This is a genomic window from Burkholderia sp. BCC0398, from assembly GCF_902833245.1.
GTDB classification, from domain to species: Bacteria; Pseudomonadota; Gammaproteobacteria; order Burkholderiales; family Burkholderiaceae; genus Burkholderia; species Burkholderia sola.
This window is the reverse complement of the sequence record NZ_CADFEM010000001.1, coordinates 497,789-520,500: the sequence shown is the minus strand read 5'-3', so window position 1 is coordinate 520,500 and position 22,712 is coordinate 497,789. Positions and strand designations below refer to the sequence as shown.

Genomic DNA, 22,712 nt, shown 5'->3' with positions numbered 1-22,712 from the left:
TCGCGTCGCGCGGCATTCCGCCGGAACGTGCCCGGCCGGAGAGAACTCTTGAATACGATGACGATCGCGCCTTCCTCGCCGTCGACCGCCGCGCTCAAGCGCGAGCTGAAGGCCGCCGAGTCCCGCAAGCGCACGATGGCGCTGCTGCTGATCGCGCCGCTCGCGATTTTCCTGCTGCTGATTTTCGTCGTGCCGATCGGCACGCTGCTCACGCGCGCGGTGCAGAACCCGGAGATCGCGACCGCGTTGCCGAACACGGTCGCCGCGCTGTCGGGCTGGGATCGCAAGACGCCGCCGGCGGATGCGGCCTATGTCGCGCTCGCGGCCGACATGACGAAGGTGGCCGACAGCGAAGCGATGGGTGCGCTCGCACGGCGCCTGAACACCGAGATTCCCGGCTATCGCTCGCTCGTCGCGAAGACGGCGCGCGCGATGCCGCTGAAGGGCGACAATGACGCGGCGCTGACGCCCGCGCAGACGCGCGCGAAATTCATCGATCTCGATGCGCGCTGGGGCGACGTCGCGTACTGGCAGTCGATTGCGAAGAACGGCAGCCAGGTGTCGCCGTTCTATCTGCTCGCCGCGCTCGACCACAAGCAGGACGGCTTCGGCCACATCGTGCAGGCCGACCCCGACCAGTCGATCTACGTCGCGATCTTCGGCCGCACGTTCGTGATCGGCGTGGCCGTCACGCTGTTCGCGCTGCTGCTCGGCTATCCGCTCGCGTACTGGATCTCGACGCTGTCGGAACGGCGCGCGAACCTGGTGATGATCCTCGTGCTGATTCCGTTCTGGACGTCGGTACTCGTGCGCGTCGCCGCATGGATCGTGCTGCTGCAGAGCGAAGGGCTGATCAACACGGCGCTGCTCGGCAGCGGGCTGATCTCGCATCCGCTGACGCTGCTGTTCAATCGCGTCGGCGTGTATATCTCGATGACGCACATCCTGCTGCCGTTCATGATCCTGCCGCTCTACAGCGTGATGAAGTCGATTCCGCCGACCTACCAGCGCGCGGCCGTGTCGCTCGGCAGCCATCCGTTCGCCGCGTTCTGGCGCGTGTACGTGCCGCAGACCTATCCGGGCGTCGGCGCGGGCGCGCTGCTCGTGTTCATCCTCGCGATCGGCTACTACATCACGCCCGCGCTGCTCGGCGGGCCGAACGACCAGATGGTCAGCTACTACGTCGCGTACTTCACGAACGTGACGATCAACTGGGGCATGGCGTGTGCGCTCGGCGGGCTGCTGCTCGCGGCGACGCTCGTGCTGTATGCGGTGTACGGGCGCTTCACGCGCACCAACGTGAGCCTCGGCTGAGCGCCGGGCACAGGGAAACGGGAAGGGGATGCCGACCATGAAACTCGCCAGGCCGCTGTTCGCGCCGCACATGTCGTTCGTCGAGCGCGCGTGGTACGTCGCGCTGCGCGTGCTCGTCGTGCTGACGCTGCTGTACCTGATCCTGCCGGTGCTCGCGATCGTGCCGCTGTCGTTCTCGTCGAGCACGTTCCTCGTCTATCCGATCCCGGGTTTCTCGACGCGCTGGTACGAGAACCTGCTCGCATCGGACGAATGGCGGATGGCCGCGAAAAACAGCTTCATCGTCGCGCCGTCGGCGACCGTCGTCGCGACGGTGCTCGGCACGCTCGCGGCCATCGGCCTGACGAAAGCCGACTTCCGCGGCAAGGGGCTGCTGATGGCCGTGCTGCTGTCGCCGATGATCGTGCCGGTCGTCGTGGTCGGCGTCGGCATGTACCTGTTCTTCGCGCCGCTCGGGCTCGCGAATACCTACACGGGGCTGATCGCCGCGCATGCGGCGCTCGGCGTGCCGTTCGTCGTGACGACGGTGGCCGCGACGCTGCAGGGCTTCAACCATAACCTCGTGCGCGCGAGCCTGTCGCTCGGCGCGAACCCGGTTACGACGTTCTTCCGCGTGACGCTGCCGGTGATCGCGCCGGGCGTGATGTCGGGCGCACTGTTCGCGTTCGCGACGTCGTTCGACGAAGTGGTCGTCACGCTGTTTCTCGCGGGCGCCGACCAGACGACGCTGCCGCGCCAGATGTTCACGGGCATCCGCGAGAACATCAGTCCGACGATCGCTGCGCTCGCCACGATCCTGATCATCTTCTCGACGAGCCTGCTGCTCGCGCTTGAATGGCTGCGCGGCCGCAATGCGCGGCGTGCGGTGTCGTGACCTGGTCGACCTGACGTGATGGCGCGACGGCGTCGCCGGCAGCCGCGGCCGGGCCGGCCCCCGGCGCCGCACGACGACGCTGCGCGCGAGCCCGACGGGCCGCCCGGCAGCCGCCGGATCGTCGATCGTTGTGCACTCAACGATGCCGCGCGCCAGGCACGGCATCCCGAAAGCTTTCGTTTCGCTGACTGACGAAGCGGCCGCCTGCACGTTCGATGCGGCTCTGCAACAATACGGATCGCGGCAACGCGCGCGCCGGTCTTGCCGTCCGGTACGCCCGCCGCCGCGCCGCTCAATCCGCGACGCCGCGCGTCGCTCGTCAGCCGAGCCCATCTTGTCCGAAATCGCTTCCCCCACCGGCGCGCACGAGCCGGCCGTCAACTGGCGTGCGATGTCCGCCGTGCTGCTGGCCGTCGCGCTCGCGACGCTCGACACCGCGATCGCGAACACCGCGCTGCCCGCCATCGCGACCGACCTGCATGCGTCGCCGGCCGCGTCCGTGTGGATCATCAACGCGTACCAGCTCGCGATGGTCGCGACGCTGCTGCCGTTCGCGTCGCTCGGCGACATCGTCGGCCACAAGCGCGTGTATGTCGCCGGGCTGGCGGTGTTCACGCTGGCGTCGCTCGGCTGTTCGCTCGCGTCGACACTGCCGATGCTGACGGCCGCGCGCATCGTGCAGGGCTTTGGCGCGAGCGCGATCATGAGCGTCAACGTCGCGCTGATCCGCGGTCTGTTTCCCGCACACCGGCTCGGGCGCGGCGTCGGCTTCAACGCGCTCGTCGTCGGCGTGTCGTTCGCGGTGGGGCCGACGATCGCGTCGCTGATCCTGTCGGTGGCCGCGTGGCCGTGGCTGTTCGCGGTGAACGTGCCGCTCGGCGCGTTCGCGCTCGCGGTGGCGATTCCGTCGCTGCCGCAGACGGCGCGCGGCAAGCATGTATTCGATCCGGTAGCCGCGCTGTTCAACGTGATCACGTTCGCGTCGCTGATTTTCGCGCTCGGCGAATTCGCGCAGCGCGGGCCGCTCTCCGTCGTGTTCGCCGCGGCCGCGGTGGCATTCGCATTCGGCTGGCTGCTGATCCGCCGCCAGGCCGGGCATCCGGCGCCGATGCTGCCGGTCGACCTGTTTCGCCGGCCCGTGTTCACGCTGTCCGCGCTGACCGCCGTCTGCGCGTTCGCCGCGCAGGGGCTCGCGTTCGTGTCGCTGCCGTTCTATTTCGAAACCGTCCTGCATCGCAGTGCGGTCGAGACGGGATTCCTGATGACGCCGTGGTCGGCGATCGTCGCGCTCGCCGCGCCGATCGCGGGGCGGCTGTCGGACCGTTATCCGCCCGGGCTGCTCGGCGCGATCGGCCTCGCGTTGCTGAGTGCGGGGATGGTGTCGCTTGCCGCGCTGCCGGTGTCGCCGGGCGTCGTCGACATCGGCTGGAGAATGATGCTGTGCGGAGCGGGCTTCGGCTTCTTCCAGTCGCCGAACCTGAAAGCGCTGATGTCGAGCGCGCCGCCCGAGCGCAGCGGCGGCGCGAGCGGGATCATCGCGACCGCGCGGCTGATCGGGCAGGCGACGGGTGCGGCGCTGGTTGCGCTGTCGTTCGGGATCGCGGGCCGCCACGGGCCGACGCTTGCGTTGATGCTCGGTGCGGGTTTCGCGGGTGCGGCGAGCGTCGCGAGCGGGCTGCGGCTGTTCGCGCCGTCGCATCGGGCCGGCGCGCCGGTCGTGTCGGAACGCGTGGAGGAGCCGGCGACGGAGTAGCGCGGGGCAGTTACAACCGGCGCGCGGCAAGCCATCGCCGCGCGCCGGTCTTCATGCATCGCTCAGAACCCGCCCGACTTGATCAACTGGTTGAGGTTCGCGATGTTCAGGCTGCCGAAGCCGGTCGTCAGATCCCAGCCGGTGGCCGCCGTATAGCCATACCCCTGATAGCCGTTGTTGCCCGACACGACGTCATAGCGCACGAGCGACGGATGCGACGGAATGTCCGCATAGAAGTTGCCGGCCGGGAAGCCGAGGCCCGTGCCGTTCGCCGCGAGCAGACGCGCCCAGAAGCCCGTGAAAATCGGCGCGGCGAGGCTCGTGCCGCCGATCTGCTGCAACTGGCCGTAGTTGTAGATGTACGCGCCCGTGCTTTGCGCGGCGTCGAACGCGACGTCCGGCAACCGGCGATTGCTGCCCGACTGCCACGACGGCGCGGGCAGAATCGTGCTGACGCCGCCGCCCGTCGCCCACAGCTTGCCGTTCGAATCGAGCCCTTCGTTCCACACCGTCTCGTTCGAGAACGCACCCGCCGACGTCGTGTAGAGCGTCGTGCCGCCGATCGCGAGCACGTGCGGCGACGAAGCTGGCCACGACACCGTGTAGTTCGAGCCGTCCGGATAGCCGCGGTTGTTGCACTCGTACACGCCTTCGTCGCCCGACGATACCGAGAACGTCTGGCCCTGCGCGGCGGCCGTCGTGAAGATCTGCTCCTCGGCGTCGAGCGTGCCGTCCGCGTCCGCATCGGTTTCGCACCAGCCGAGCGACACGTTGATCACCTTCGCGGTGTTGTCCGACACCGCGCGGTTGAACGCCTGCGTGAGGCCCGTGTTGCCGGCGGCGTTCAGGTCCGCCATGTAGAACACCAGCTTGCCGACCTGGCCGCCGGCCGAGCCGACGATCGACTGGCTGTCGAGATCCCATTCGCCCTGGCCGTCCTGGTCGTCGGAGTAGCTGCCGCCCGTGCCATTGGTCTTGACGGTCTGCGTGGAGACCGTGCCGTAGCCATTGCTCGACGTGAACTGCTTCAGGTCCTGCAGCGTCTGCGACACGCCGCCGATCGTGACGATGCCGACGGTCACGCCGGCCGCGGTCGGCACGCCGGTCGCGTTGTAGAGGCCCGGGAATTCCTTCGGATAGTGGCCCGTCGCCGTGCCGGCCGCGAGCGCCTGCGGCTTCGCCACGTTGCCGATGCGCAGCATCGGCCGTGCACGCGCGACACTTTGCAGCCCGAGCACCGAGCCGACCACGTCGCCGAGCGCGCGCGGCACTTGCGCGGTCGACGTGTTGGCGAACCCCGAGCGGCCCGCGTACTCGAAGTGCACGAGCGACGTGTTGAACGCGGCCTTCACCGTGCCGGCCGTGCCGCTGGCGGAGATCAGCAGCCGGTTCGGCGCGACCTCGACATTCGTGAAGCCGCTCTTGTGCAGATAGTCGACGACCGACTTCACCTGCGCATCGGTCGGCGCGTAGTTCGCGAGGAACTGCTCGTGCGTCAGGTACTGGCGGTAATGCGCGCTGCCGGGCCGGTTCACGTCGCGCGCCAGTTGCTTGAGCTGAGCGGCGTTGCGCAGCTTCAGGCTGACGACGACGTTGGTCGTTTCACCGGCCGCCAGTTCGAGCGACGGCGCCGCACTGCGCGCCATCAACTGCGGGCCGGTCAGAAAGGCCTTCGTATGGGTATCGACCCAATCCGTCGCTGCGTGCGCCGCGGCGGCGGCAAACACGAGCGGTGCCACGCACGCCAGGCGGCGGGGCGACGGAAGGGGAAGGGCAAACCAGGCGTTCCTTTTCATCGGGAGTCCTTTTTTAGGAGAGGCGACGTTACTGGAACCCCCGGCCCTTGTGGGGCCGCGAGCGGTGACGAGCGTAGGGCGTCGATGCCGTTCGGGTAGCTGCCATTTTCCATAGCTGTCAGTTCTGACAACGGGGGGCATCACTGCACGCGTGGCGTCGTGCGCGACGGTAATGGCGGAGCCGGTGAGCGGAACCGGTTCGCGGCACGGCGGCGCGACAATGCGCGTCGCTCGCACGCACGAGTCGTTCGTTGCAGCATCGGAATGTGAGCGGGCGTGGAAGGAAGCGCCGCGTGGATGCACGGCGTTTGCGTGTCAATGGCGGCGCGCCGTATCGCACTATGTGGTCATTGGAAGCGACTCGTCAGGAACCGCTTCGCGCGGGCACAACAACGGGGCAGGCGGACCCCGAACGTTTCCCGAACTGTGGAACAGCGCATCGGCCAGTCTTGCAGGCCGCTTTCGGATCGCGCGTCGCCATCGCGGATTAGAGGAAATGCTCGAATCGGGCGTGGACGAGAGCCGGTGTGACGAACCCGCCGGTCGCGCGGGATCGAGCCATGTCATTCATGAAATCCCGCCTTGACGCGCGCCGATCAGCGGATATCCTTCAATACATAACCCGTTGGTTATGGATTTTGGACGACATGCAAAAAGCTCAGGACACGCTTTTCAGGACACTCGCCGATCCCACGCGCCGCGCGCTTTTCGAGCGGCTCTGCGCGGAGGGCGAGCTGACGGTTGCCGCGCTGACCGCCCATGCGGGCGTGTCGCAGCCGGCCGTGTCGAAGCATCTCGGCGTACTGAAGCAGGCCGGGCTCGTGAACGACCGTCACGAAGGCCGGCAGACGCATTACAGCGCGCAGCCGCAAGCGCTGGCCCCGTTGATCGACTGGACGAGCCAGATGGCAGGCTTCTGGCAGCGCCGGTTCGATGCCCTCGAAGATCTGCTCAAAAGGATGGATCAGTAATGAACCAAGCCACTACCGAAACGCGCTCCGTCGTCGTTGACCGGGAACTGCCCCATTCGCCGGAGAAGATCTGGCGCGCGCTCACGCAACCGCACCTGATCGAGGCGTGGCTGATGAAGAGCGACTTCGAGCCCGTCGCGGGCCGTGCGTTCAGTTTCCGGGCGGACTGGGGCTCGGTCGACTGCACGGTCCTCGCGATCGAGCCGCACCGTACGCTGTCCTATACGTGGGCGGCGCACGGCCTCGAAAGCGTCGTCACGTGGACGCTCACGCCGACGCCGGCCGGCACGCACCTGCGTATGGAACAGGTCGGCTTCCGCCCCGACCAGGAGCAGGCGTACCGCGGCGCGCAGTATGGTTGGGTACGGTTCTTCGAATCGCTCGAACAGGTGTTGTCGCGTCCTGACACGCAAACGGAGGCCCGCGCATGAGTGCAACGGAGCTGCAACCGTCCGAGCGCATCGACGCACTGATCGCCGGCATCACCGACTGGCGCGGCAAGACGTTCGCCGAGCTTCGCCAGACGATCCTCGCGACGGACGAAGGCATCGTCGAGGAATGGAAGTGGATGGGCAGCCCCGTGTGGTCGTGCGACGGGATGATCGCGGTCGCGAACGCGCACAAGGGCAAGGTGAAGCTCACGTTCATGCACGGGGCGAAACTGTCCGATCCCGACCAGCTGTTCAACGACGGTCTCGAAGGCAATGCGCGGCGCGCGATCGATTTCTTCGAAGGCGACAAGATCGACAAGCGGGCGTTGAAGCACCTCGTGCGCGCGGCGATCGAATACAACCGCACGCATCTGAAGAAGAACGCGCGATCTGGTTCTTCCGCAGGCGCGAAGGCACGAAGTAGCAAGGCGGCGTGACGCGCGAGCCGCATACCGGCGGGTGACGTTCGGCGAAAGCGGGGCGCCGCCGTGCGATCGTCGCTACGACGCCCGCCGGCGCACAGGCGAAAAAAAGCCCGACACGAAGTCGGGCATCCAAATCGGCCGCAACCGCCCGCGAGGCGGCTGCGGCACCTGCAACGGCCGCGCGCTTACGCTGCGAGCAGCGAGCGCAGCACGAACGGCAGGATCCCGCCGTGCTTGTAGTAATCGACTTCGATCGGCGTATCGATGCGCAGCAGCACCGGCACACGCTGCGTTTCGCCGTTCTTGCGGTGAATCACGAGCGTGACGTCCTGCTGCGGCTTGAAGTCGTCGCCGAGGCCTTCGATGTCGTACGTCTCTTCGCCGGTGATGCCGAGCGACTGCACGCTGTCCGCGCCCTTGAACTGCAGCGGCAGCACGCCCATGCCGACCAGGTTCGAGCGATGGATCCGTTCGAAGCTGCGTGCGATCACGGCCTTCACGCCGAGCAGTTGCGTGCCCTTCGCGGCCCAGTCGCGCGACGAGCCCGTGCCGTACTCTTCGCCCGCGAACACGACGGTCGGCGTGCCGGCGGCGACGTACTGCATCGCCGCGTCGTAGATCGACTGCTGTTCGCCGCTCGGCTGGTGGATCGTCAGGCCGCCTTCGACGCGCGTGCCGTCCGCCTTCGCCGGGATCATCAGGTTCTTGATCCGGACGTTCGCGAACGTGCCGCGCATCATCACGTCGTGGTTGCCGCGGCGCGAGCCGTAGCTGTTGAAGTCGGCCTTCTGCACGCCGTTTTCCTTCAGCCACTTGCCTGCCGGCGAGTCTTCCTTGATCGAGCCTGCCGGGCTGATGTGGTCGGTCGTGACCGAATCGCCGAAGATGCCCAGCGCGCGCGCGCCCTTGACGGTCGGGATCGACGCAGCCGGCTCCATCGAGAAGTCGTTGCCGAAGAACGGCGGCTCGGCGATGTAGGTCGACTTCGGCCAGTCGTAGACCTCGCCCGTCTCACCCTCGATCTTGCTCCAGAGGTCGCCCTTCTTGGTCAGCTTCGAGTAGTTGTCCTCGAACTTCTTCGGATCGAGCGCGAACTTGAGTAGCGCGTGGATTTCATCGCTCGTCGGCCAGATGTCGCCGAGGTAGATGTCGCGGCCGCCCTTGCCCTTGCCGACCGGCTCGGTCATCAGGTCGCGCGTGATGTTGCCGGCGATCGCGTACGCGACGACGAGCGGCGGCGACGCGAGGAAGTTCGCGCGGATGTTCGGGTGGATACGCGCTTCGAAGTTACGGTTGCCCGACAGCACGGCCGCCGCGACGATGTCGTTCTTCGTGATCGCTTCGTTCAGTTCCGGCGTCAGGTCGCCCGCGTTGCCGATACAGGTCGTGCAGCCGTACGCCGCGACTTCGAAGCCGAGCTTCGACAGGTAGGGCAGCAGGCCCGTCTTCGTCAGGTACTCGGTGACGATGCGCGATCCCGGCGCGAGCGAGGTCTTGATCTTCGGGGCGACCGTGAGGCCAGCCTCGACCGCCTTCTTCGCGAGCAGGCCGGCGGCCAGCAGCACGCTCGGGTTCGACGTGTTCGTGCACGACGTGATCGCGGCGATCAGGATGTCGCCGTTCTTCACGTCGACGCCGTTGCTCGTCGTGTACTGCGTGCCCAGGTCGTCCGCCTTCTTCGCGAAACCGTTTTCCGCGACCGGCTTCGAGAACAGGTCGGTGAACGTCGACTTGACGTGGCCGATCTCGATGCGGTCCTGCGGGCGCTTCGGGCCGGCCAGCGACGGCGCGACCGTCGTCAGATCCAGCGTCACGACCTTCGTGTAGTCGATGTCGCCGGCGTTCGGGATGCCGAACAGGTTCTGCGCCTTGAAGTAGTTTTCGAACGCGGCGATTTCGGCCTTCGTGCGGCCCGTGCCTTCGAAGTAGTCGATCGTCTTTTCGTCGACCGGGAAGAAGCCCATCGTCGCGCCGTATTCCGGCGCCATGTTGCCGATCGTCGCGCGGTCCGGCAGCGACAGCGAGCGCGTGCCTTCGCCGAAGAACTCGACGAACTTGCCGACGACCTTCTCCTTGCGCAGCATTTCGGTGATCGTCAGCACCAGGTCGGTGGCCGTCACGCCCTCGCGCAGCTTGCCCTTCAGCTCGACGCCGACGACGTCCGGCGTCAGGAAGTACACCGGCTGGCCGAGCATGCCGGCTTCCGCCTCGATGCCGCCCACGCCCCAGCCGACCACGCCGATGCCGTTGATCATCGTCGTGTGGCTGTCCGTGCCGACGAGGGTGTCCGGATAGTACACGGTGTCGGCGCCGTCGGACTTCTTGTGGACGCCGCGCGCCAGATACTCGAGGTTCACCTGGTGGACGATGCCCACGCCCGGCGGCACGACCTTGAACGTGTCGAACGCCTGCATGCCCCACTTCATGAACTGGTAGCGCTCGTTGTTGCGCTGGAATTCCAGCTTCATGTTCAGGTCGAGCGCGTCCTTCTGGCGGAAGTAGTCGATCTGGACCGAGTGGTCGACGACGAGATCGACCGGGACCAGCGGTTCGATCTTCTTCGGGTTCTTGCCCGTGCGCTCGGCGACGCCGCGCATGGCCGCGATGTCGGCGAGCAGCGGCACGCCCGTGAAATCCTGCAGCACGACGCGCGACACGACGAACGGAATCTCGTCGACGCGCTTCGCGGTCGGCTTCCAGTTCGCGAGCTGCTCGATGTGCTCTTCGGTGATTTTCTTGCCGTCGTAGTTGCGCAGCACGGACTCGAGCACGATGCGGATCGACACCGGCAGGCGTTCGATCTTCGTCTTCAGTTCCTTGCCGAGCTGCGGCAGCGAGTAGAACTTGCCTTTGCCGGAACCGCTGTCGAATTCCTTGAGGGTCTTGTGGAGATTGTGGGCCATGGTGATTTTCCTGGGTTTAAGGCTAGGAAACAAAGAGTCCTGTAGATGACCAGGGGGCTGTTTGCGGATGAAACGGACATGCGTTGCCCCGAGAAAGGCCGCTCGCAAGGAGCGTGACGCAGCGAGCGGCCTTTCTCGGGGCAACCCCAAATTTAAAATTTATTCCACGGGAATGCCCCAAATCGGCCGCATGACGGCGTCGTTCGTCGCTTGTTTGGCACGGCCAAACGGCGCTCCTCACTTCTTGTCCTGCGACCGATTTGGGGCATTCGCATGTCCGTTTCATCCGCAAACAGCCCCCTATATCACATACAAGTCGACGTACTCATCGACCGGCATCGCTTCGAGCTTTGCCTGGTCCAGCGACACGTCGAGAATCGCTTGTTGCTGCTTGGCCGGGAAACGGCGGGCAAGGTTGGTCCGGAACTTCTCGACCAGGAGCGGGACGCCTTCGGCACGGCGCCGCCGATGGCCGAGCGGATACTCGACCGCCACTTCGGCAAGCTTCGATCCGTCCGTGAACTCGACCGTCAGCGCATTCGCGATCGATCGCTTGTCCGGATCGTGGTAATCCTGCGTGAACTGCGGATCCTCGACGCACACGGTTTTCGCGCGCAGCGCGTCGATGCGCGGGTCCGCCGCGGCCGCGTCTTCGTAGTCGGCCGCGGTCAGCCGGCCGAACAGCAGCGGCACGGCGACCATGTACTGGATGCAGTGGTCGCGGTCGGCCGGATTGGCGAGCGGGCCCTGCTTGTCGATGATGCGGAGCGCGGCCGCGTGCGTGCGGATCGTGATCCGGCCGATGTCGTCGGCCGTGCGGCCCGCCGCGGCGAGCTGCGCATGCAGCTGCAGCGCGGCCTCGGCGGCCGTCTGCGCATGGAATTCGGCGGGGAACGCGATCTTGAACAGCACGTTTTCCATCACGTACGTGCCGTACGGGCGCTGGAAGCGGAACGGCTTGCCGTCGAACAGCACGTCGTAGAAGCCCCACGTCCTGGCGGTGAGCGCCGACGGATAGCCCATTTCACCCGTTTTCGCGATCAGCGCGAGGCGCACCGCGCGGGACGTCGCGTCGCCGGCCGCCCAGGATTTGCGCGAACCGGTGTTCGGCGCATGGCGGTAGGTCCGCAGCGCGTGGCCGTCAATGAATGCGTTGGACACCGCGTTGATCAGCTCGTCGCGCGTGAGCCCGAGCAGGCGCCCGACGACGGCCGTCGACGCGACCTTCACGAGCAGCACATGGTCGAGCCCGACCGCGTTGAATGAATTCTCGAGGGCGAGGCAGCCCTGGATCTCGTGGGCCTGGATCATCGCGACCAGCACGTCGCGCATCGCGAGCGGCTGGCGGCCGGCCGCGCGGGCCGTGCGGGAGAGCCAGTCGGCCGTCGCCAGGATCCCGCCGAGGTTGTCGGACGGATGACCCCATTCGGCGGCGAGCCAGGTGTCGTTGAAGTCCAGCCAGCGGATCATCGCGCCGATGCCGAACGCGGCCTGGACGGGATCGAGCTGGAAGGACGTGCCGGGCACCTTCGCGCCGTTCGGCACGATCGTGCCGGGCACGACGGGGCCGAGCAGCTTGGTGCAGGCAGGGTAGGACAGCGCCTCGAGTCCGCATCCGAGCGTGTCGATCAGGCAATGACGCGCCGTCTCCAGCGCGAGCGCGCTGTCGAGGCCGGTGTTCAGCACGTAGTCGACGATGTCGACGAGTACCGAATCCGGCGCGGGGCGGACGTTGGAGACCGGGGCGGACATCGAGGGGCCGGAGGGAACGCGCTTAGTTCGTTGCCGGCTTCAGCTCGTTCGACTGCGTCGGTGCTGCCGTGCCTTGCGCCATTTCCGGCGTCACGCATTCGTCCGCGAGGCGCTCGCCGCCGTTGGCGTCGGAGAACAGCATCGCCTTGGTCGGGATCACGACCAGCTTGAAGCCTGCGGCCGGATCGTAGAACGTGTCGGCGCCCGTCGTCGTGGCTTGACGCGGCAGCTTGTAGTTCTTCTTCGCCCAGTGAACCGTGACGACCTGGTCGCGCTTCATGTCGCCGGCGAGGTCGAACGACAGACCTTCCTTACAGGACCACTTGACCGCGCCGTCCGGTACCGGATCGACCTTGGCGGCCGCGCGTGCCTGCGCCTTCTTGCTGCGCGGGATGATGCGCTTGGCCGGTGCCGGGCGCTTGGCCGTGGCCTTCTTCGCGGTCGTGGTGGCCGTACCCTGGGCAAACGCGCTCGGAGCCGACACCAGCATCGTGGCGGACAAGGCGCCGATGGCGGTAGCGATCAGGAGTTTCTTCATGGAGTCAGAACCTTTCGATAATCAGTTGACAAGGGCCGGCAATCGAAACTGCCGGCCGGTTTGAAACTGCACGCGCCCCGAAAGCGCGCAGCGGCCGCTATTTTCACCTATTTGGCCGCGCGTATATCAGGTTTTCGGGCTCCGTTACGTTTTTTGTCGTTTCGCAAACGTCTGTCCGGTTGGCGAAACGTCGAATGCATGAAACGCGTGTATCGACGGGCGGCGCGCGCTCACGGCGCGACGTCCGCGGCGGCCGGGCCGAACAGCGGCGCAGCCTCGTCCGGTACGGGCTGGCCGGTGGCCCGCGCACGGCGCAGCACCGACCAGTAATACCGATAACTCGCGCGATCGTGCAGCGTATCGCCGTGGCGCGTCGGGCCCCAGTCGGCGGCCTGCGCGGCCAGCAGGATCTCGGCGGCCAGCGTGACTTCGTCGGCGCGCGGCGCGAACGCGTCGACGATCGGGCGGATCTGCGCCGGGTGGATGCTCCACATTCGCGTGAACGCGAATTCGTCGCGCGCGCGGCGGGCGTCGCCGGCGACGACGCTCATGTCGCGCACTTCCGTGGTCACGTTGTGCGACGGCGTCTTGCCGTGCGCGTGACAGGCCGCGGCGATTTCCAGCTTCGCGCGGCGCACGAGCGGGTGATCGAACTGGCCGGGCGAGCGCATCGCGGAATCGGGAATCGCGCCGTGGTGCGCGGAGACGAAATCCATCAGCCCGAAGCTCAGCGTGCCGACCGTCGGCAGCGCGGCGAGGGCGGCCGCCTGCGCGAGCGCGCCGTGCGTCTCGATCAGCACGTCGGCCGGGATCGGCTGCGCGATGCCGAACTCGCGGCGCGTGCCTTCGATGAACGCGGTCATTTCGGCCGCGTCGGCGGCGCTCGCGATCTTCGGCAGCGTGATGTAGGCGGGTGCGCGCGACGCACGCAGCACGATGCGCACGTCGTCGCGCCAGTGCGGGTGGGAAAAGTCGTGGATGCGGACGCCGACGCGGCCGAAGCGGTTCTCGGCGCTGCCGAGCAGGTCGGCGACGAGCGCCGCGTGCGCGGCTTCCTGGCCGACGGCCGCGCCGTCCTCGCAGTCGAGCGTGAGGTCGAACACGGGACCCAGCTCGGCCTGCAGCGCGAGCGACTTGCGCATCAGCTTCTCGCTGCCCGCGTAGTGATCGCAGCAGGGCAGGATCGCGGGCGGGGACGCCCCGTCGTACAGCACTTGTGCAGGAGTGAGCGCGGCCATGTCTTCTACGTGAGGGAAGCGGGTCAACGTGGCGGAAATCGGATTCGGGCAGGCTCTGGGCCGGTGCGCGGCGCGGCGCGGGCGGCAAAACGTGCGCGAATCGGATCGGCGGGCCGGGCCGGCGGCGTGCCGGCCCGTGCCGAAGCCGGGCGCCGCGAAGGCTGCCCGGCACGATGCGTGATGCTTAGTTCTTCAGCAGGTGGGCGACGCCATCGCGCTCTTCGAGCAGCTCGGCCAGCGTGCCGTCCATCTTCTCGCGCGAGAACGCGTCGATTTCCAGGCCTTCGACGCGCTTGTATTCGCCGTTTTCGCAGGTGACCGGCACGCCGTAGATGATGTCTTCGGGGATGCCGTACGAGCCGTCCGACGGGATGCCCATCGTGACCCACTTGCCGTTCGTGCCGAGCACCCAGTCACGCACGTGGTCGATCGCCGCGTTGGCTGCCGACGCCGCCGACGACAGGCCGCGCGCTTCGATGATCGCCGCGCCGCGCTTGCCGACGGTCGGGATGAACGTGTCGCGGTTCCACACGTCGTCGTTGATCAGCTTCAGCAGCGATTCGCCTTCGGCGGTCGCGAAGCGGAAGTCCGGGTACATCGTCGGCGAGTGGTTGCCCCACACGGCGAGCTTCTCGATCGACGCGACCGGCTTGCCCGACTTGGCGGCGAGCTGCGACAGCGCGCGGTTGTGGTCGAGGCGCAGCATGGCCGTGAAGTTCTTCTTCGGCAGATCCGGCGCCGACTTCATCGCGATGTACGCGTTCGTGTTCGCCGGGTTGCCGACGACCAGCACCTTCACGTCGCGGCTCGCGACTTCGTTCAGCGCGGCGCCCTGAACCGTGAAGATTTCGGCGTTCGCCGACAGCAGGTCCTTGCGCTCCATGCCCTTCGAGCGCGGACGCGCACCGACCAGCAGCGCGACGTCTGCATCCTTGAATGCGACCTTCGGATCGTCGGTGATCACGACGCCTGCGAGCAGCGGGAACGCGCAATCGTCGAGTTCCATCACGACGCCCTTGACGGCGCCTTGGGCTTGCGGGAGGTCGAGCAGTTGCAGGATGACCGGTTGGTCCTTGCCGAGCAGGTCGCCGTTCGCGATGCGGAACAGCAGGGAGTAAGCGATTTGACCTGCGGCGCCGGTGACGGCAACGCGCTTTGCGGGCTTAGCCATTGAAAATCTCCAGGACGGGTGAAGCGTTGGACGCGAGCGAAAACGCCATTCTATGCGCGTTGTGCGTAGCGTTGCATTGAAGCAGGGCGGAGGACTCGCGATGGCAGACGCAGTGAACCTGGAGACGGCCGTGGCACGTAGCCGGGGACGCGCTGTTGCACCCGCGAACCCTTGCTCGACCGGGAGTGTAGGAGCCGTCACGCGCAAAGTCAAACGGTATCATATGTCTTATATAAGACAGATGTTTTGCGGAAATTGAGTGGACGAAAAAGTGCGGTTTGTGATGAAATGCGCGCCATGACATCGAATCAGGCGAACACCGCGAATCAAACCGGCGCAGGCGGCCCAGGGCAGCCGGGCGCGGGCGATCCCGCAGCCTCGCCCGCGGCGTCCGCGTCGCCGACGTTCAGCCCGTTATACCAGCAGATCAAGTCATTGATCACGCAAAGTCTCGAATCCGGCGAATGGAAGCCGGGCGAGATCATTCCCAGCGAAGTGGAGCTCGCGGCCCGCTACAAGGTCAGCCAGGGCACCGTGCGCAAGGCGATCGACGAGCTGGCCGCCGAAAACCTCGTGGTCCGGCGGCAGGGCAAGGGCACTTTTGTTGCAACGCACAACGAAGATCGCGCGCAATTCCGCTTTCTGCGTCTGCTGGCCGACGACGGCGCCGAGCACCCGCACGTGAGCCGCCTGCTCGAATGCCGGCGCCTGCGCGCGCCGGCCGAGATCGCGCGGCAGCTCGACCTGAAGCCTGCCGATCCGGTCGTGCAGGTGCGCCGCCTGCTGGAATTCGACAGCGAAGTGACGGTGCTCGACGAGATCTGGCTGCCGGGCGCGATGTTCCGCGGGCTGACGTTCGAGCGGCTGAGCGAGTACAAGGGGCCGCTCTACGCGATGTTCGAGACGGAGTTCGGGACGCGGATGATCCGCGCGACGGAGAAGATCCGTGCGGTCGCGGCGGATCCGGCGGTGGCCGACCTGCTGCACGTGCCGGCGGGCTTCCCGCTGCTGTCGGTCGAGCGCGTGTCCTATACGTATGGGGACCGGCCGGTGGAAGTGCGTCGCGGCTGGTATGTCACAACCGGGTATTACTATCAGAATGACTTGAGCTGACGACGTTCGGTTCAGCCGCGTGCATTCGCGTTTCCCACGCTCGCGAAGCACGTTTCGGGCCGCCTTTGTTCGTGTTCGCGCAATGATCCAGAGCAGACTTTCGCTGCAGCGCGATATAAAAAGGCGCTAAAATCGCGGATTAGTGTGACAACATAGTAGGGGTCTAGCATGACTGACGCAGTAAGAAAGCCGAGGCCGGAATACCGGAACATCGGAATCGGCGACATCACGTTGAAATATCGCATGCCCCTGGCGGCGATATTGTCGATTCTCCATCGTATCAGCGGCGCGCTGCTGTTCCTGTTCCTGCCGTTCCTGCTGTTCCTCTTCGACCAGAGCCTTACCTCCGAGCTCAGCTTCGAAGTCTTCAAGGCTTTCCTCTCCAACATCGTCGTCAAGCTGATCGTCCTCGCGTTGTCGTGGGCCTTCTTCCACCATTTCTGCGCCGGCATTCGCCACCTGCTGATGGACGTCAACCACGACGCCGTCACGAAGGAAGGCGGCAAGCGGACGGCCGTCGTCGTCTTTGTCGTCTCGATCGCGCTGACGATCGCCATGGCACTCAAACTGTTCGGAGCATTCTAAGAAAATGGCAGCCAACAACCGAATCGGCTCGAAGCGCCTCGTCGTCGGCGCTCACTACGGCCTGCGCGACTGGCTCGCGCAGCGCGTCACCGCCACGATCATGGCGGTCTACACGGTCATTCTGCTCGTCCTGTTCTTCGGCGCGCACGATTTTTCGTACGAAGGCTGGGCATCGATCTTCGCCGCGCAATGGATGAAGCTCGCGACCTTCGTGATGCTGCTTTCCCTCTTCTACCACGCATGGGTCGGCGTGCGCGACATCTGGATGGACTACGTGAAGCCCGTCGGTGTGCGCCTGCTGCTGCAATCGCTGACCATCGTCTGGCTGCTCGCATGTGCGGGCTACGCCGCGCAGATTCTCTGGAGAGTGTAAAGAATGGCTGCAATCAAAACTTCCCTCCCGCGCCGCAAGTTCGACGTCGTGATCGTCGGCGCAGGCGGCTCCGGCTTGCGCGCAGCGCTGCAACTGTCGCGCGCGGGCCTGTCGGTCGGCGTGCTGTCGAAGGTGTTCCCGACGCGTTCGCACACGGTGGCCGCGCAAGGCGGTATCGGCGCGTCGCTCGGCAACATGAGCGAAGACAACTGGCACTTCCACTTCTACGACACGATCAAGGGCTCCGACTGGCTCGGCGACCAGGACGCGATCGAGTTCATGTGCCGTGAAGCGCCGAACGTCGTGTACGAACTCGAACACTTCGGCATGCCGTTCGACCGCAACGCGGACGGCACGATCTACCAGCGCCCGTTCGGCGGCCACACCGCGAACTACGGCGAGAAGCCGGTCCAGCGCGCTTGCGCGGCCGCCGACCGTACCGGTCACGCGCTGCTGCACACGCTGTACCAGCAGAACGTCGAGGCGAAGACGCAGTTCTTCGTCGAATGGATGGCGCTCGACCTGATCCGCGACGCGGACGGCGACGTGCTCGGCGTGACGGCCCTCGAGATGGAGACGGGCGACGTCTACATCATGGAAGGCAAGACGACGCTGTTCGCGACGGGCGGCGCAGGCCGGATCTTCGCGGCGTCGACGAACGCGTTCATCAACACCGGCGACGGCCTCGGCATGGCGGCCCGCTCGGGCGTCGCGCTGCAGGACATGGAGTTCTGGCAGTTCCACCCGACCGGCGTGGCCGGCGCGGGCGTGCTGATCACCGAAGGCGTGCGCGGCGAAGGCGGTATCCTGCGCAACGCGAACGGCGAGCGCTTCATGGAGCGCTACGCGCCGACGCTGAAGGATCTGGCGCCGCGCGATTTCGTGTCGCGTTCGATGGACCAGGAAATCAAGGAAGGTCGCGGCGTCGGTCCGAACAAGGATCACGTGCTGCTCGACCTGTCGCACATCGGCGCCGAGACGATCATGAAGCGTCTGCCGTCGATCCGCGAAATCGCGCTGAAGTTCGCGAACGTCGATGCGATCAAGGAACCGATCCCGGTCGTCCCGACGATCCACTACCAGATGGGCGGTATCCCGACCAACATCCACGGTCAGGTCGTCGGCACGTCGCGCGATCACAAGGAACCGATCAACGGCTTCTACGCAGTGGGCGAATGCTCATGCGTGTCGGTGCACGGTGCGAACCGTCTCGGCACGAACTCGCTGCTGGACCTCGTGGTGTTCGGCCGTGCGGCCGGCAACCACATCGTTCAGCACGTGAAGAACCAGAAGGAACACAAGCCGCTGCCGGCCGATGCGGGCGAGTTCTCGCTGGCGCGCCTGAACAAGCTCGACACGTCGAGCTCGGGCGAGTACACGCAGGACGTCGCGAACGACATCCGCGCAACGATGCAGAAGCACGCAGGCGTGTTCCGCACGTCGGCGCTGCTGAAGGAAGGCGTCGACCAGATGGCCGGCCTGAAGGCGCGCGTGGAAAACATCCACCTGAAGGACAAGTCGAAGGTGTTCAACACCGCGCGCGTCGAAGCGCTCGAGCTGGAGAACCTGATCGAAGTGGCCCGCGCGACGATGGTGTCGGCGGAAGCGCGCAAGGAAAGCCGCGGCGCACACGCGCACAGCGACTACGAACACCGCGACGACGACAACTGGCTGCGCCACACGCTGTGGTACAGCGAAGGCGATCGCCTCGACTACAAGCCGGTTCAAATGAAGCCGCTGACGGTCGAATCCGTGCCGCCGAAGCCGCGCACGTTCTAAGCCGAGTCAAAGGAATCCGAAATGGCAAAACGCATTTTTGAAGTCTACCGCTACGATCCGGACAAGGACGCAGCGCCGCGCATGCAGACGTACGAGCTCGATATCCAGCATGAGCGCATGCTGCTCGACGCGCTGGTCAAGCTGAAGGCACTGGACGAGACGCTGTCGTTCCGCCGTTCGTGCCGCGAAGGCGTGTGCGGTTCGGACGCGATGAACATCAACGGCAAGAACGGTCTCGCGTGCCTGACGAACCTGAACGACCTGCCGCAGAAGATCGTGCTGCGTCCGCTGCCGGGCCTGCCCGTCGTGCGCGACCTGATCGTCGACATGACGCACTTCTTCAACCAGTACCACTCGATCAAGCCGTACCTGATCAACGACGCGCCGCCGCCGGAGAAGGAACGCCTCCAGTCGCCGGAAGAGCGCGACGAGCTCGACGGCGTGTACGAGTGCATTCTGTGCGCGAGCTGCTCGACGTCGTGCCCGAGCTTCTGGTGGAACCCGGACAAGTTCGTCGGCCCGGCCGGCCTGCTGCAGGCTTACCGCTTCATCGCGGACAGCCGCGACACCGCCACCGGCGAGCGCCTCGACAATCTGGAAGACCCGTACCGTCTGTTCCGTTGCCACACGATCATGAACTGCGTCGACGTTTGCCCGAAGGGCCTGAACCCGACGAAGGCGATCGGCAAGATCAAGGAACTGATGGTTCGCCGCGCGGTATAAATTTTAATGAGCGACGATTCGCATCAATCCGACCCGCACCGCCGCGCGCGCCTGCGCTGGCGCGCGCGGCGGGGTCTGCTGGAGAACGACATCGTATTCGAGCGTTTCTTCAGCCGATACGAGCATGACCTCACCGATGCAGACGTAGGCGCGTTGTCGCGCCTGCTCGATCTGAGCGACAACGACCTGATGGACTTGCTCCTCGCGCGCAAGGAACCAGAGGGCGACCTAGACAGCCCGGAGATTCACCGGCTGTTGGAGATGCTGCGCAACGTGTAACGCCAACATGTAACACGCTGTGCCCGTTATCGAATCCCGTTTCTTTATTTCGATTGAGGATGTGCCATGACTCCGTCTGATGTTAAAGCCACGCTATCGTTCAGCGACAACTCGCCGAGCGTCGAAATGCCGATCTACAAGGGCACGATGGGCCCGGACGTAATCGACATCCGGAAGCTGTACGGCCAGACCGGCAAGTTCACGTACGACCCGGGCTTCATGTCGACGGCAGCTTGTAATTCGGCGATCACGTACATCGACGGCGACAAGGGCGAGCTGCTGTACCGCGGTTACCCGATCGACAACCTCGCGCAAAACGCCGACTTCCTCGAAAGCTGCTACCTGCTGCTGAAGGGCGAACTGCCGAACGCGGCGCAGAAGAAGGAGTTCGTCGACACCGTCACCAAGCATACGATGGTGCACGAGCAGATGCACTTCTTCTTCCGCGGCTTCCGTCGCGACGCGCACCCGATGGCGGTGCTGGTCGCGGCCGTCGGCGCGCTGTCGGCGTTCTATCACGACTCGCTCGACATCAACGACCCGCGTCACCGCGAAGTGTCGGCGATCCGCATGATCGCGAAGCTGCCGACGCTCGTCGCGATGGCGTACAAGTTCAGCATCGGTCAGCCGTTCGTCTATCCGAAGAACGAACTGTCGTACAGCGCGAACTTCATGCACATGATGTTCTCGAACCCGTGCGAAGAGTACAAGGTCAACGACGTGCTGGTCCGCGCACTCGACCGCATCCTGATCCTGCACGCTGATCACGAGCAGAACGCATCGACGTCGACGGTTCGCCTGGCCGGCTCGTCGGGCGCGAACCCGTTCGCGTGTATCGCGGCCGGTATCGCGTGTCTGTGGGGCCCGGCGCACGGTGGTGCGAACGAAGCCGCGCTGAACATGCTCGAGCAGATCGGTTCGCCGGACAACATCCCCGAATTCATCAAGCAGGTGAAGGACAAGAATTCGGGCGTGAAGCTGATGGGCTTCGGTCACCGCGTGTACAAGAACTACGACCCGCGCGCGAAGCTGATGCGCGAAACCTGCTACGAAGTGCTGAACGAACTGGGCCTGCACGACGACCCGCTGTTCAAGCTCGCGATGCAGCTCGAGAAGATCGCGCTGGAAGACGAATACTTCGTGTCGCGCAAGCTGTACCCGAACGTCGACTTCTACTCGGGTATCGTTCAGCGCGCGCTGGGCATCCCGACGTCGATGTTCACGTGTATCTTCGCGATGGCACGTACGGTCGGCTGGATCGCACAGTGGAACGAAATGATTGCCGATCCGGAACAGAAGATCGGCCGTCCGCGTCAGCTGTTCATCGGCGACACGCCGCGCGAAGCGAAGCCGCTCAACGCACGTTAAACCGTGCGCGGCGCGAACGGTCGTCAGGCCGCTCGCGTCCGGCAATCGCAACGCCACGACACCCCGGTGGGTCATCCCGCCGGGGTGTTGTCATTTGTGCGGCCGACGCTGGCGCGAGGTAAGCGCTCGATGCACACCGTCCGTTCATGAGCGTGCGGCACGGGCAATCTGATTCCCATCAGATGTGCAATGGGATTGATATCCTCCGCTGCCTTCGGGCAGGGAGGATGTCAAGGTCATGCTTTACGCTCCCAACGTTCGTTGCCGATCGGCTAAAGGCGTTCTTACCATTCGCGCCGAATGCCGGTCTTTACGATGTGTGAGTCATAGTCGTCCTCGGAACTGAGCTGGGCTCTAAGGGCATTGTAATAGTCAGGAGCTTGAACACCATGGACCTGATGCTGGTTACCATTTGACGCCTGATAATATGGGTTCATTCCGGGCTGATCCGGCACGACGACGGCCCGCGGATATACCGGCTGACGCGCGGCTAATTCCCGATCAACTTGACGAGCGGTGTGCGCATGCGATTGCGGGACGTAAACGCCACGAAACGCTGACGGCGGAATACTGTGACGGGTATCTTCGTACGGGGATGCATAGGCCGCTGGGGCACTGGCGTGCGCTGTCACCATAAAAGTACTCTGCATCCGATGGTAGGCCTGCGATTGCCCGTGCGGCGACAAACTTGTTGTTCGTTGATCCGTCGCCATCATCTCGAGAATCTGCTCAGGCTTCATACCGTACTCCATCGCTGCCTCAAACTCTTTACGTTGTTCGGGACTCAACGAGCGAAGCACCTCTTCCGTTGATGGCGCGTGTGTTTCAGTATGCAGCGGGCCGTATCCATGGCGTTCGAGCGCGACGGACAGCGCCCCATGCGCAGAGTTTTCCACAGCCATGCGCGCGGAGCGCGCCCTCTGTTGAGGATCCGGGCTACCGTGTATCCGGGTAACATCGATATCGCTCCGCGCCACTTGACCGTCGTGTGATTGATTAAATGCAATGTGCTGATCTCGCATCTGGTCTTGAGAAAGGATACCGTGTCGCCTTACGCTGCTATAGGGGCCAGCAAACGCGGGATCAGTCGTCGTTGGCGCAGAAGATGGACGCCCGTTGAATGCCGGAGGCATCCCATGGATAGGTGGCTGCGTGTGAGAGGCGGGCCCAGTCCCCGACCCTGCCCCCGAGCCGGGCGCTGGGTAAGGTTCATGAAAATCAGTCGTGTAAGCGTTATTGCCATTCGTAACTCGAGGAAAGTTGTTGCCGCCCGTCATGTCGGTTTCTCCGGTTAACACAAGGTGTAGTGCCGATATTAATGATGTA

General features: G+C 65.3%; 20 protein-coding genes. 13 read left to right on the top strand and 7 right to left on the bottom strand.

All coding sequences use genetic code 11. The features are described 5' to 3' along the window. Nucleotides 1-57: 57 nt before the first annotated feature. From HWX76_RS02295 to HWX76_RS02285, 3 genes are all read left to right on the top strand, one after another. Complete coding sequence (locus tag HWX76_RS02295; RefSeq protein WP_176015517.1) at nucleotides 58-1,314, top strand: ABC transporter permease; 1,257 nt, start codon at nucleotides 58-60, stop codon at nucleotides 1,312-1,314. A 37-nt stretch (nucleotides 1,315-1,351) separates the two neighbouring features. After that, nucleotides 1,352-2,188, top strand: a complete 837-nt coding sequence (locus tag HWX76_RS02290; protein WP_050011405.1) for an ABC transporter permease — start codon at nucleotides 1,352-1,354, stop codon at nucleotides 2,186-2,188. Nucleotides 2,189-2,522: 334 nt separating this feature from the next. Further along, nucleotides 2,523-3,941 (top strand): MFS transporter, encoded by a 1,419-nt coding sequence (locus HWX76_RS02285; RefSeq protein WP_124630533.1) that lies wholly within the window; start codon nucleotides 2,523-2,525, stop codon nucleotides 3,939-3,941. A gap of 62 nt (nucleotides 3,942-4,003) precedes the next feature. Here the strand turns inward: HWX76_RS02285 and HWX76_RS02280 are convergent, their stop codons facing one another. Further along, a complete protein-coding gene (locus tag HWX76_RS02280; protein WP_050011299.1) occupies nucleotides 4,004-5,737 on the bottom strand; it encodes a S53 family peptidase in 1,734 nt (577 codons plus the stop codon). Between the two features lie 647 nt (nucleotides 5,738-6,384). Between HWX76_RS02280 and HWX76_RS02275 the strand changes: the two genes are divergently transcribed. From HWX76_RS02275 to HWX76_RS02265, 3 genes are read left to right on the top strand one after another with little or no spacing between them, the layout of a single operon-like run. Next, on the top strand, nucleotides 6,385-6,708 hold the full coding sequence (locus HWX76_RS02275; protein ID WP_050011403.1) for a metalloregulator ArsR/SmtB family transcription factor: 324 nt from the start codon (nucleotides 6,385-6,387) through the stop codon (nucleotides 6,706-6,708). Continuing rightward, nucleotides 6,708-7,139, top strand: a complete 432-nt coding sequence (locus tag HWX76_RS02270) for an SRPBCC domain-containing protein (RefSeq protein WP_089489156.1) — start codon at nucleotides 6,708-6,710, stop codon at nucleotides 7,137-7,139. Before HWX76_RS02275 ends, HWX76_RS02270 begins: the two co-directional genes overlap by 1 nt. Next, nucleotides 7,136-7,576, top strand: coding sequence for a DUF1801 domain-containing protein (locus tag HWX76_RS02265; protein ID WP_089489157.1), 441 nt, complete (start codon nucleotides 7,136-7,138; stop codon nucleotides 7,574-7,576). The genes HWX76_RS02270 and HWX76_RS02265 overlap by 4 nt, the downstream gene beginning before the upstream one ends. A 173-nt stretch (nucleotides 7,577-7,749) precedes the next feature. Here HWX76_RS02265 and acnA read toward each other — a convergent pair whose 3' ends face one another. The 5 genes from acnA to HWX76_RS02240 all read right to left on the bottom strand — a co-directional run bounded on the left by acnA (nucleotide 7,750) and on the right by HWX76_RS02240 (nucleotide 15,166). Then, entirely contained in the window at nucleotides 7,750-10,467 is a 2,718-nt protein-coding gene (acnA, locus tag HWX76_RS02260) for an aconitate hydratase AcnA (RefSeq protein WP_176015424.1), read from the bottom strand. Between the two features lie 300 nt (nucleotides 10,468-10,767). Then, a complete protein-coding gene (locus HWX76_RS02255) occupies nucleotides 10,768-12,219 on the bottom strand; it encodes a bifunctional 2-methylcitrate dehydratase/aconitate hydratase (protein ID WP_124630531.1) in 1,452 nt (483 codons plus the stop codon). Between the two features lie 22 nt (nucleotides 12,220-12,241). Continuing rightward, the gene (locus HWX76_RS02250) at nucleotides 12,242-12,757 is read right to left on the bottom strand and encodes a hypothetical protein (RefSeq protein ID WP_050011294.1); all 516 of its coding nucleotides are present in this window, start codon (nucleotides 12,755-12,757) and stop codon (nucleotides 12,242-12,244) included. Between the two features lie 230 nt (nucleotides 12,758-12,987). Beyond that, nucleotides 12,988-13,995, bottom strand: a complete 1,008-nt coding sequence (locus HWX76_RS02245; protein ID WP_176015423.1) for an aldolase/citrate lyase family protein — start codon at nucleotides 13,993-13,995, stop codon at nucleotides 12,988-12,990. Nucleotides 13,996-14,179: 184 nt separating this feature from the next. Next, on the bottom strand, nucleotides 14,180-15,166 hold the full coding sequence (locus HWX76_RS02240; protein ID WP_006479357.1) for a malate dehydrogenase: 987 nt from the start codon (nucleotides 15,164-15,166) through the stop codon (nucleotides 14,180-14,182). Nucleotides 15,167-15,454: 288 nt separating this feature from the next. Between HWX76_RS02240 and HWX76_RS02235 the strand changes: the two genes are divergently transcribed. The 7 genes from HWX76_RS02235 (at nucleotide 15,455) to gltA (ending at nucleotide 21,386) form a co-directional block, all read left to right on the top strand. After that, the gene (locus HWX76_RS02235) at nucleotides 15,455-16,279 is read left to right on the top strand and encodes a GntR family transcriptional regulator (RefSeq protein WP_006479356.1); all 825 of its coding nucleotides are present in this window, start codon (nucleotides 15,455-15,457) and stop codon (nucleotides 16,277-16,279) included. Between the two features lie 168 nt (nucleotides 16,280-16,447). Beyond that, a complete protein-coding gene (gene sdhC, locus HWX76_RS02230; RefSeq protein ID WP_023474464.1) occupies nucleotides 16,448-16,864 on the top strand; it encodes a succinate dehydrogenase, cytochrome b556 subunit in 417 nt (138 codons plus the stop codon). A gap of 4 nt (nucleotides 16,865-16,868) precedes the next feature. After that, nucleotides 16,869-17,237, top strand: coding sequence for a succinate dehydrogenase, hydrophobic membrane anchor protein (gene sdhD / locus HWX76_RS02225; RefSeq protein WP_006487767.1), 369 nt, complete (start codon nucleotides 16,869-16,871; stop codon nucleotides 17,235-17,237). A 3-nt stretch (nucleotides 17,238-17,240) separates the two neighbouring features. Beyond that, the gene (sdhA, locus tag HWX76_RS02220) at nucleotides 17,241-19,016 is read left to right on the top strand and encodes a succinate dehydrogenase flavoprotein subunit (protein WP_050011292.1); all 1,776 of its coding nucleotides are present in this window, start codon (nucleotides 17,241-17,243) and stop codon (nucleotides 19,014-19,016) included. Nucleotides 19,017-19,037: 21 nt separating this feature from the next. Continuing rightward, entirely contained in the window at nucleotides 19,038-19,739 is a 702-nt protein-coding gene (locus HWX76_RS02215) for a succinate dehydrogenase iron-sulfur subunit (protein WP_059237255.1), read from the top strand. 6 nt (nucleotides 19,740-19,745) lie between these two features. Then, the gene (locus HWX76_RS02210) at nucleotides 19,746-20,018 is read left to right on the top strand and encodes a succinate dehydrogenase assembly factor 2 (protein WP_050011290.1); all 273 of its coding nucleotides are present in this window, start codon (nucleotides 19,746-19,748) and stop codon (nucleotides 20,016-20,018) included. Nucleotides 20,019-20,084: 66 nt separating this feature from the next. Beyond that, nucleotides 20,085-21,386, top strand: coding sequence for a citrate synthase (gene gltA / locus HWX76_RS02205; protein ID WP_050011289.1), 1,302 nt, complete (start codon nucleotides 20,085-20,087; stop codon nucleotides 21,384-21,386). A gap of 284 nt (nucleotides 21,387-21,670) precedes the next feature. Here the strand turns inward: gltA and HWX76_RS02200 are convergent, their stop codons facing one another. Then, on the bottom strand, nucleotides 21,671-22,408 hold the full coding sequence (locus tag HWX76_RS02200) for a hypothetical protein (RefSeq protein WP_176015422.1): 738 nt from the start codon (nucleotides 22,406-22,408) through the stop codon (nucleotides 21,671-21,673). Nucleotides 22,409-22,712 lie beyond the last annotated feature (304 nt).

Excerpts from the sequence above, each read along its gene's own strand:
- HWX76_RS02245 (WP_176015423.1), bottom strand. The coding sequence starts at position 13,995 with ATGGCCGCGCTCACTCCTGCACAAGTGCTGTACGACGGGGCGTCCCCG.
- sdhD (WP_006487767.1), top strand. The coding sequence starts at position 16,869 with ATGGCAGCCAACAACCGAATCGGCTCGAAGCGCCTCGTCGTCGGCGCT.
- HWX76_RS02240 (WP_006479357.1), bottom strand. The coding sequence starts at position 15,166 with ATGGCTAAGCCCGCAAAGCGCGTTGCCGTCACCGGCGCCGCAGGTCAA.
- HWX76_RS02280 (WP_050011299.1), bottom strand. The coding sequence starts at position 5,737 with ATGAAAAGGAACGCCTGGTTTGCCCTTCCCCTTCCGTCGCCCCGCCGC.
- sdhA (WP_050011292.1), top strand. The coding sequence starts at position 17,241 with ATGGCTGCAATCAAAACTTCCCTCCCGCGCCGCAAGTTCGACGTCGTG.
- sdhC (WP_023474464.1), top strand. The coding sequence starts at position 16,448 with ATGACTGACGCAGTAAGAAAGCCGAGGCCGGAATACCGGAACATCGGA.
- HWX76_RS02265 (WP_089489157.1), top strand. The coding sequence starts at position 7,136 with ATGAGTGCAACGGAGCTGCAACCGTCCGAGCGCATCGACGCACTGATC.
- HWX76_RS02250 (WP_050011294.1), bottom strand. The coding sequence starts at position 12,757 with ATGAAGAAACTCCTGATCGCTACCGCCATCGGCGCCTTGTCCGCCACG.
- HWX76_RS02235 (WP_006479356.1), top strand. The coding sequence starts at position 15,455 with ATGCGCGCCATGACATCGAATCAGGCGAACACCGCGAATCAAACCGGC.
- HWX76_RS02210 (WP_050011290.1), top strand. The coding sequence starts at position 19,746 with ATGAGCGACGATTCGCATCAATCCGACCCGCACCGCCGCGCGCGCCTG.
- acnA (WP_176015424.1), bottom strand. The coding sequence starts at position 10,467 with ATGGCCCACAATCTCCACAAGACCCTCAAGGAATTCGACAGCGGTTCC.
- HWX76_RS02295 (WP_176015517.1), top strand. The coding sequence starts at position 58 with ATGACGATCGCGCCTTCCTCGCCGTCGACCGCCGCGCTCAAGCGCGAG.
- HWX76_RS02215 (WP_059237255.1), top strand. The coding sequence starts at position 19,038 with ATGGCAAAACGCATTTTTGAAGTCTACCGCTACGATCCGGACAAGGAC.
- HWX76_RS02270 (WP_089489156.1), top strand. The coding sequence starts at position 6,708 with ATGAACCAAGCCACTACCGAAACGCGCTCCGTCGTCGTTGACCGGGAA.
- HWX76_RS02255 (WP_124630531.1), bottom strand. The coding sequence starts at position 12,219 with ATGTCCGCCCCGGTCTCCAACGTCCGCCCCGCGCCGGATTCGGTACTC.
- HWX76_RS02290 (WP_050011405.1), top strand. The coding sequence starts at position 1,352 with ATGAAACTCGCCAGGCCGCTGTTCGCGCCGCACATGTCGTTCGTCGAG.
- gltA (WP_050011289.1), top strand. The coding sequence starts at position 20,085 with ATGACTCCGTCTGATGTTAAAGCCACGCTATCGTTCAGCGACAACTCG.
- HWX76_RS02275 (WP_050011403.1), top strand. The coding sequence starts at position 6,385 with ATGCAAAAAGCTCAGGACACGCTTTTCAGGACACTCGCCGATCCCACG.
- HWX76_RS02200 (WP_176015422.1), bottom strand. The coding sequence starts at position 22,408 with ATGCGAGATCAGCACATTGCATTTAATCAATCACACGACGGTCAAGTG.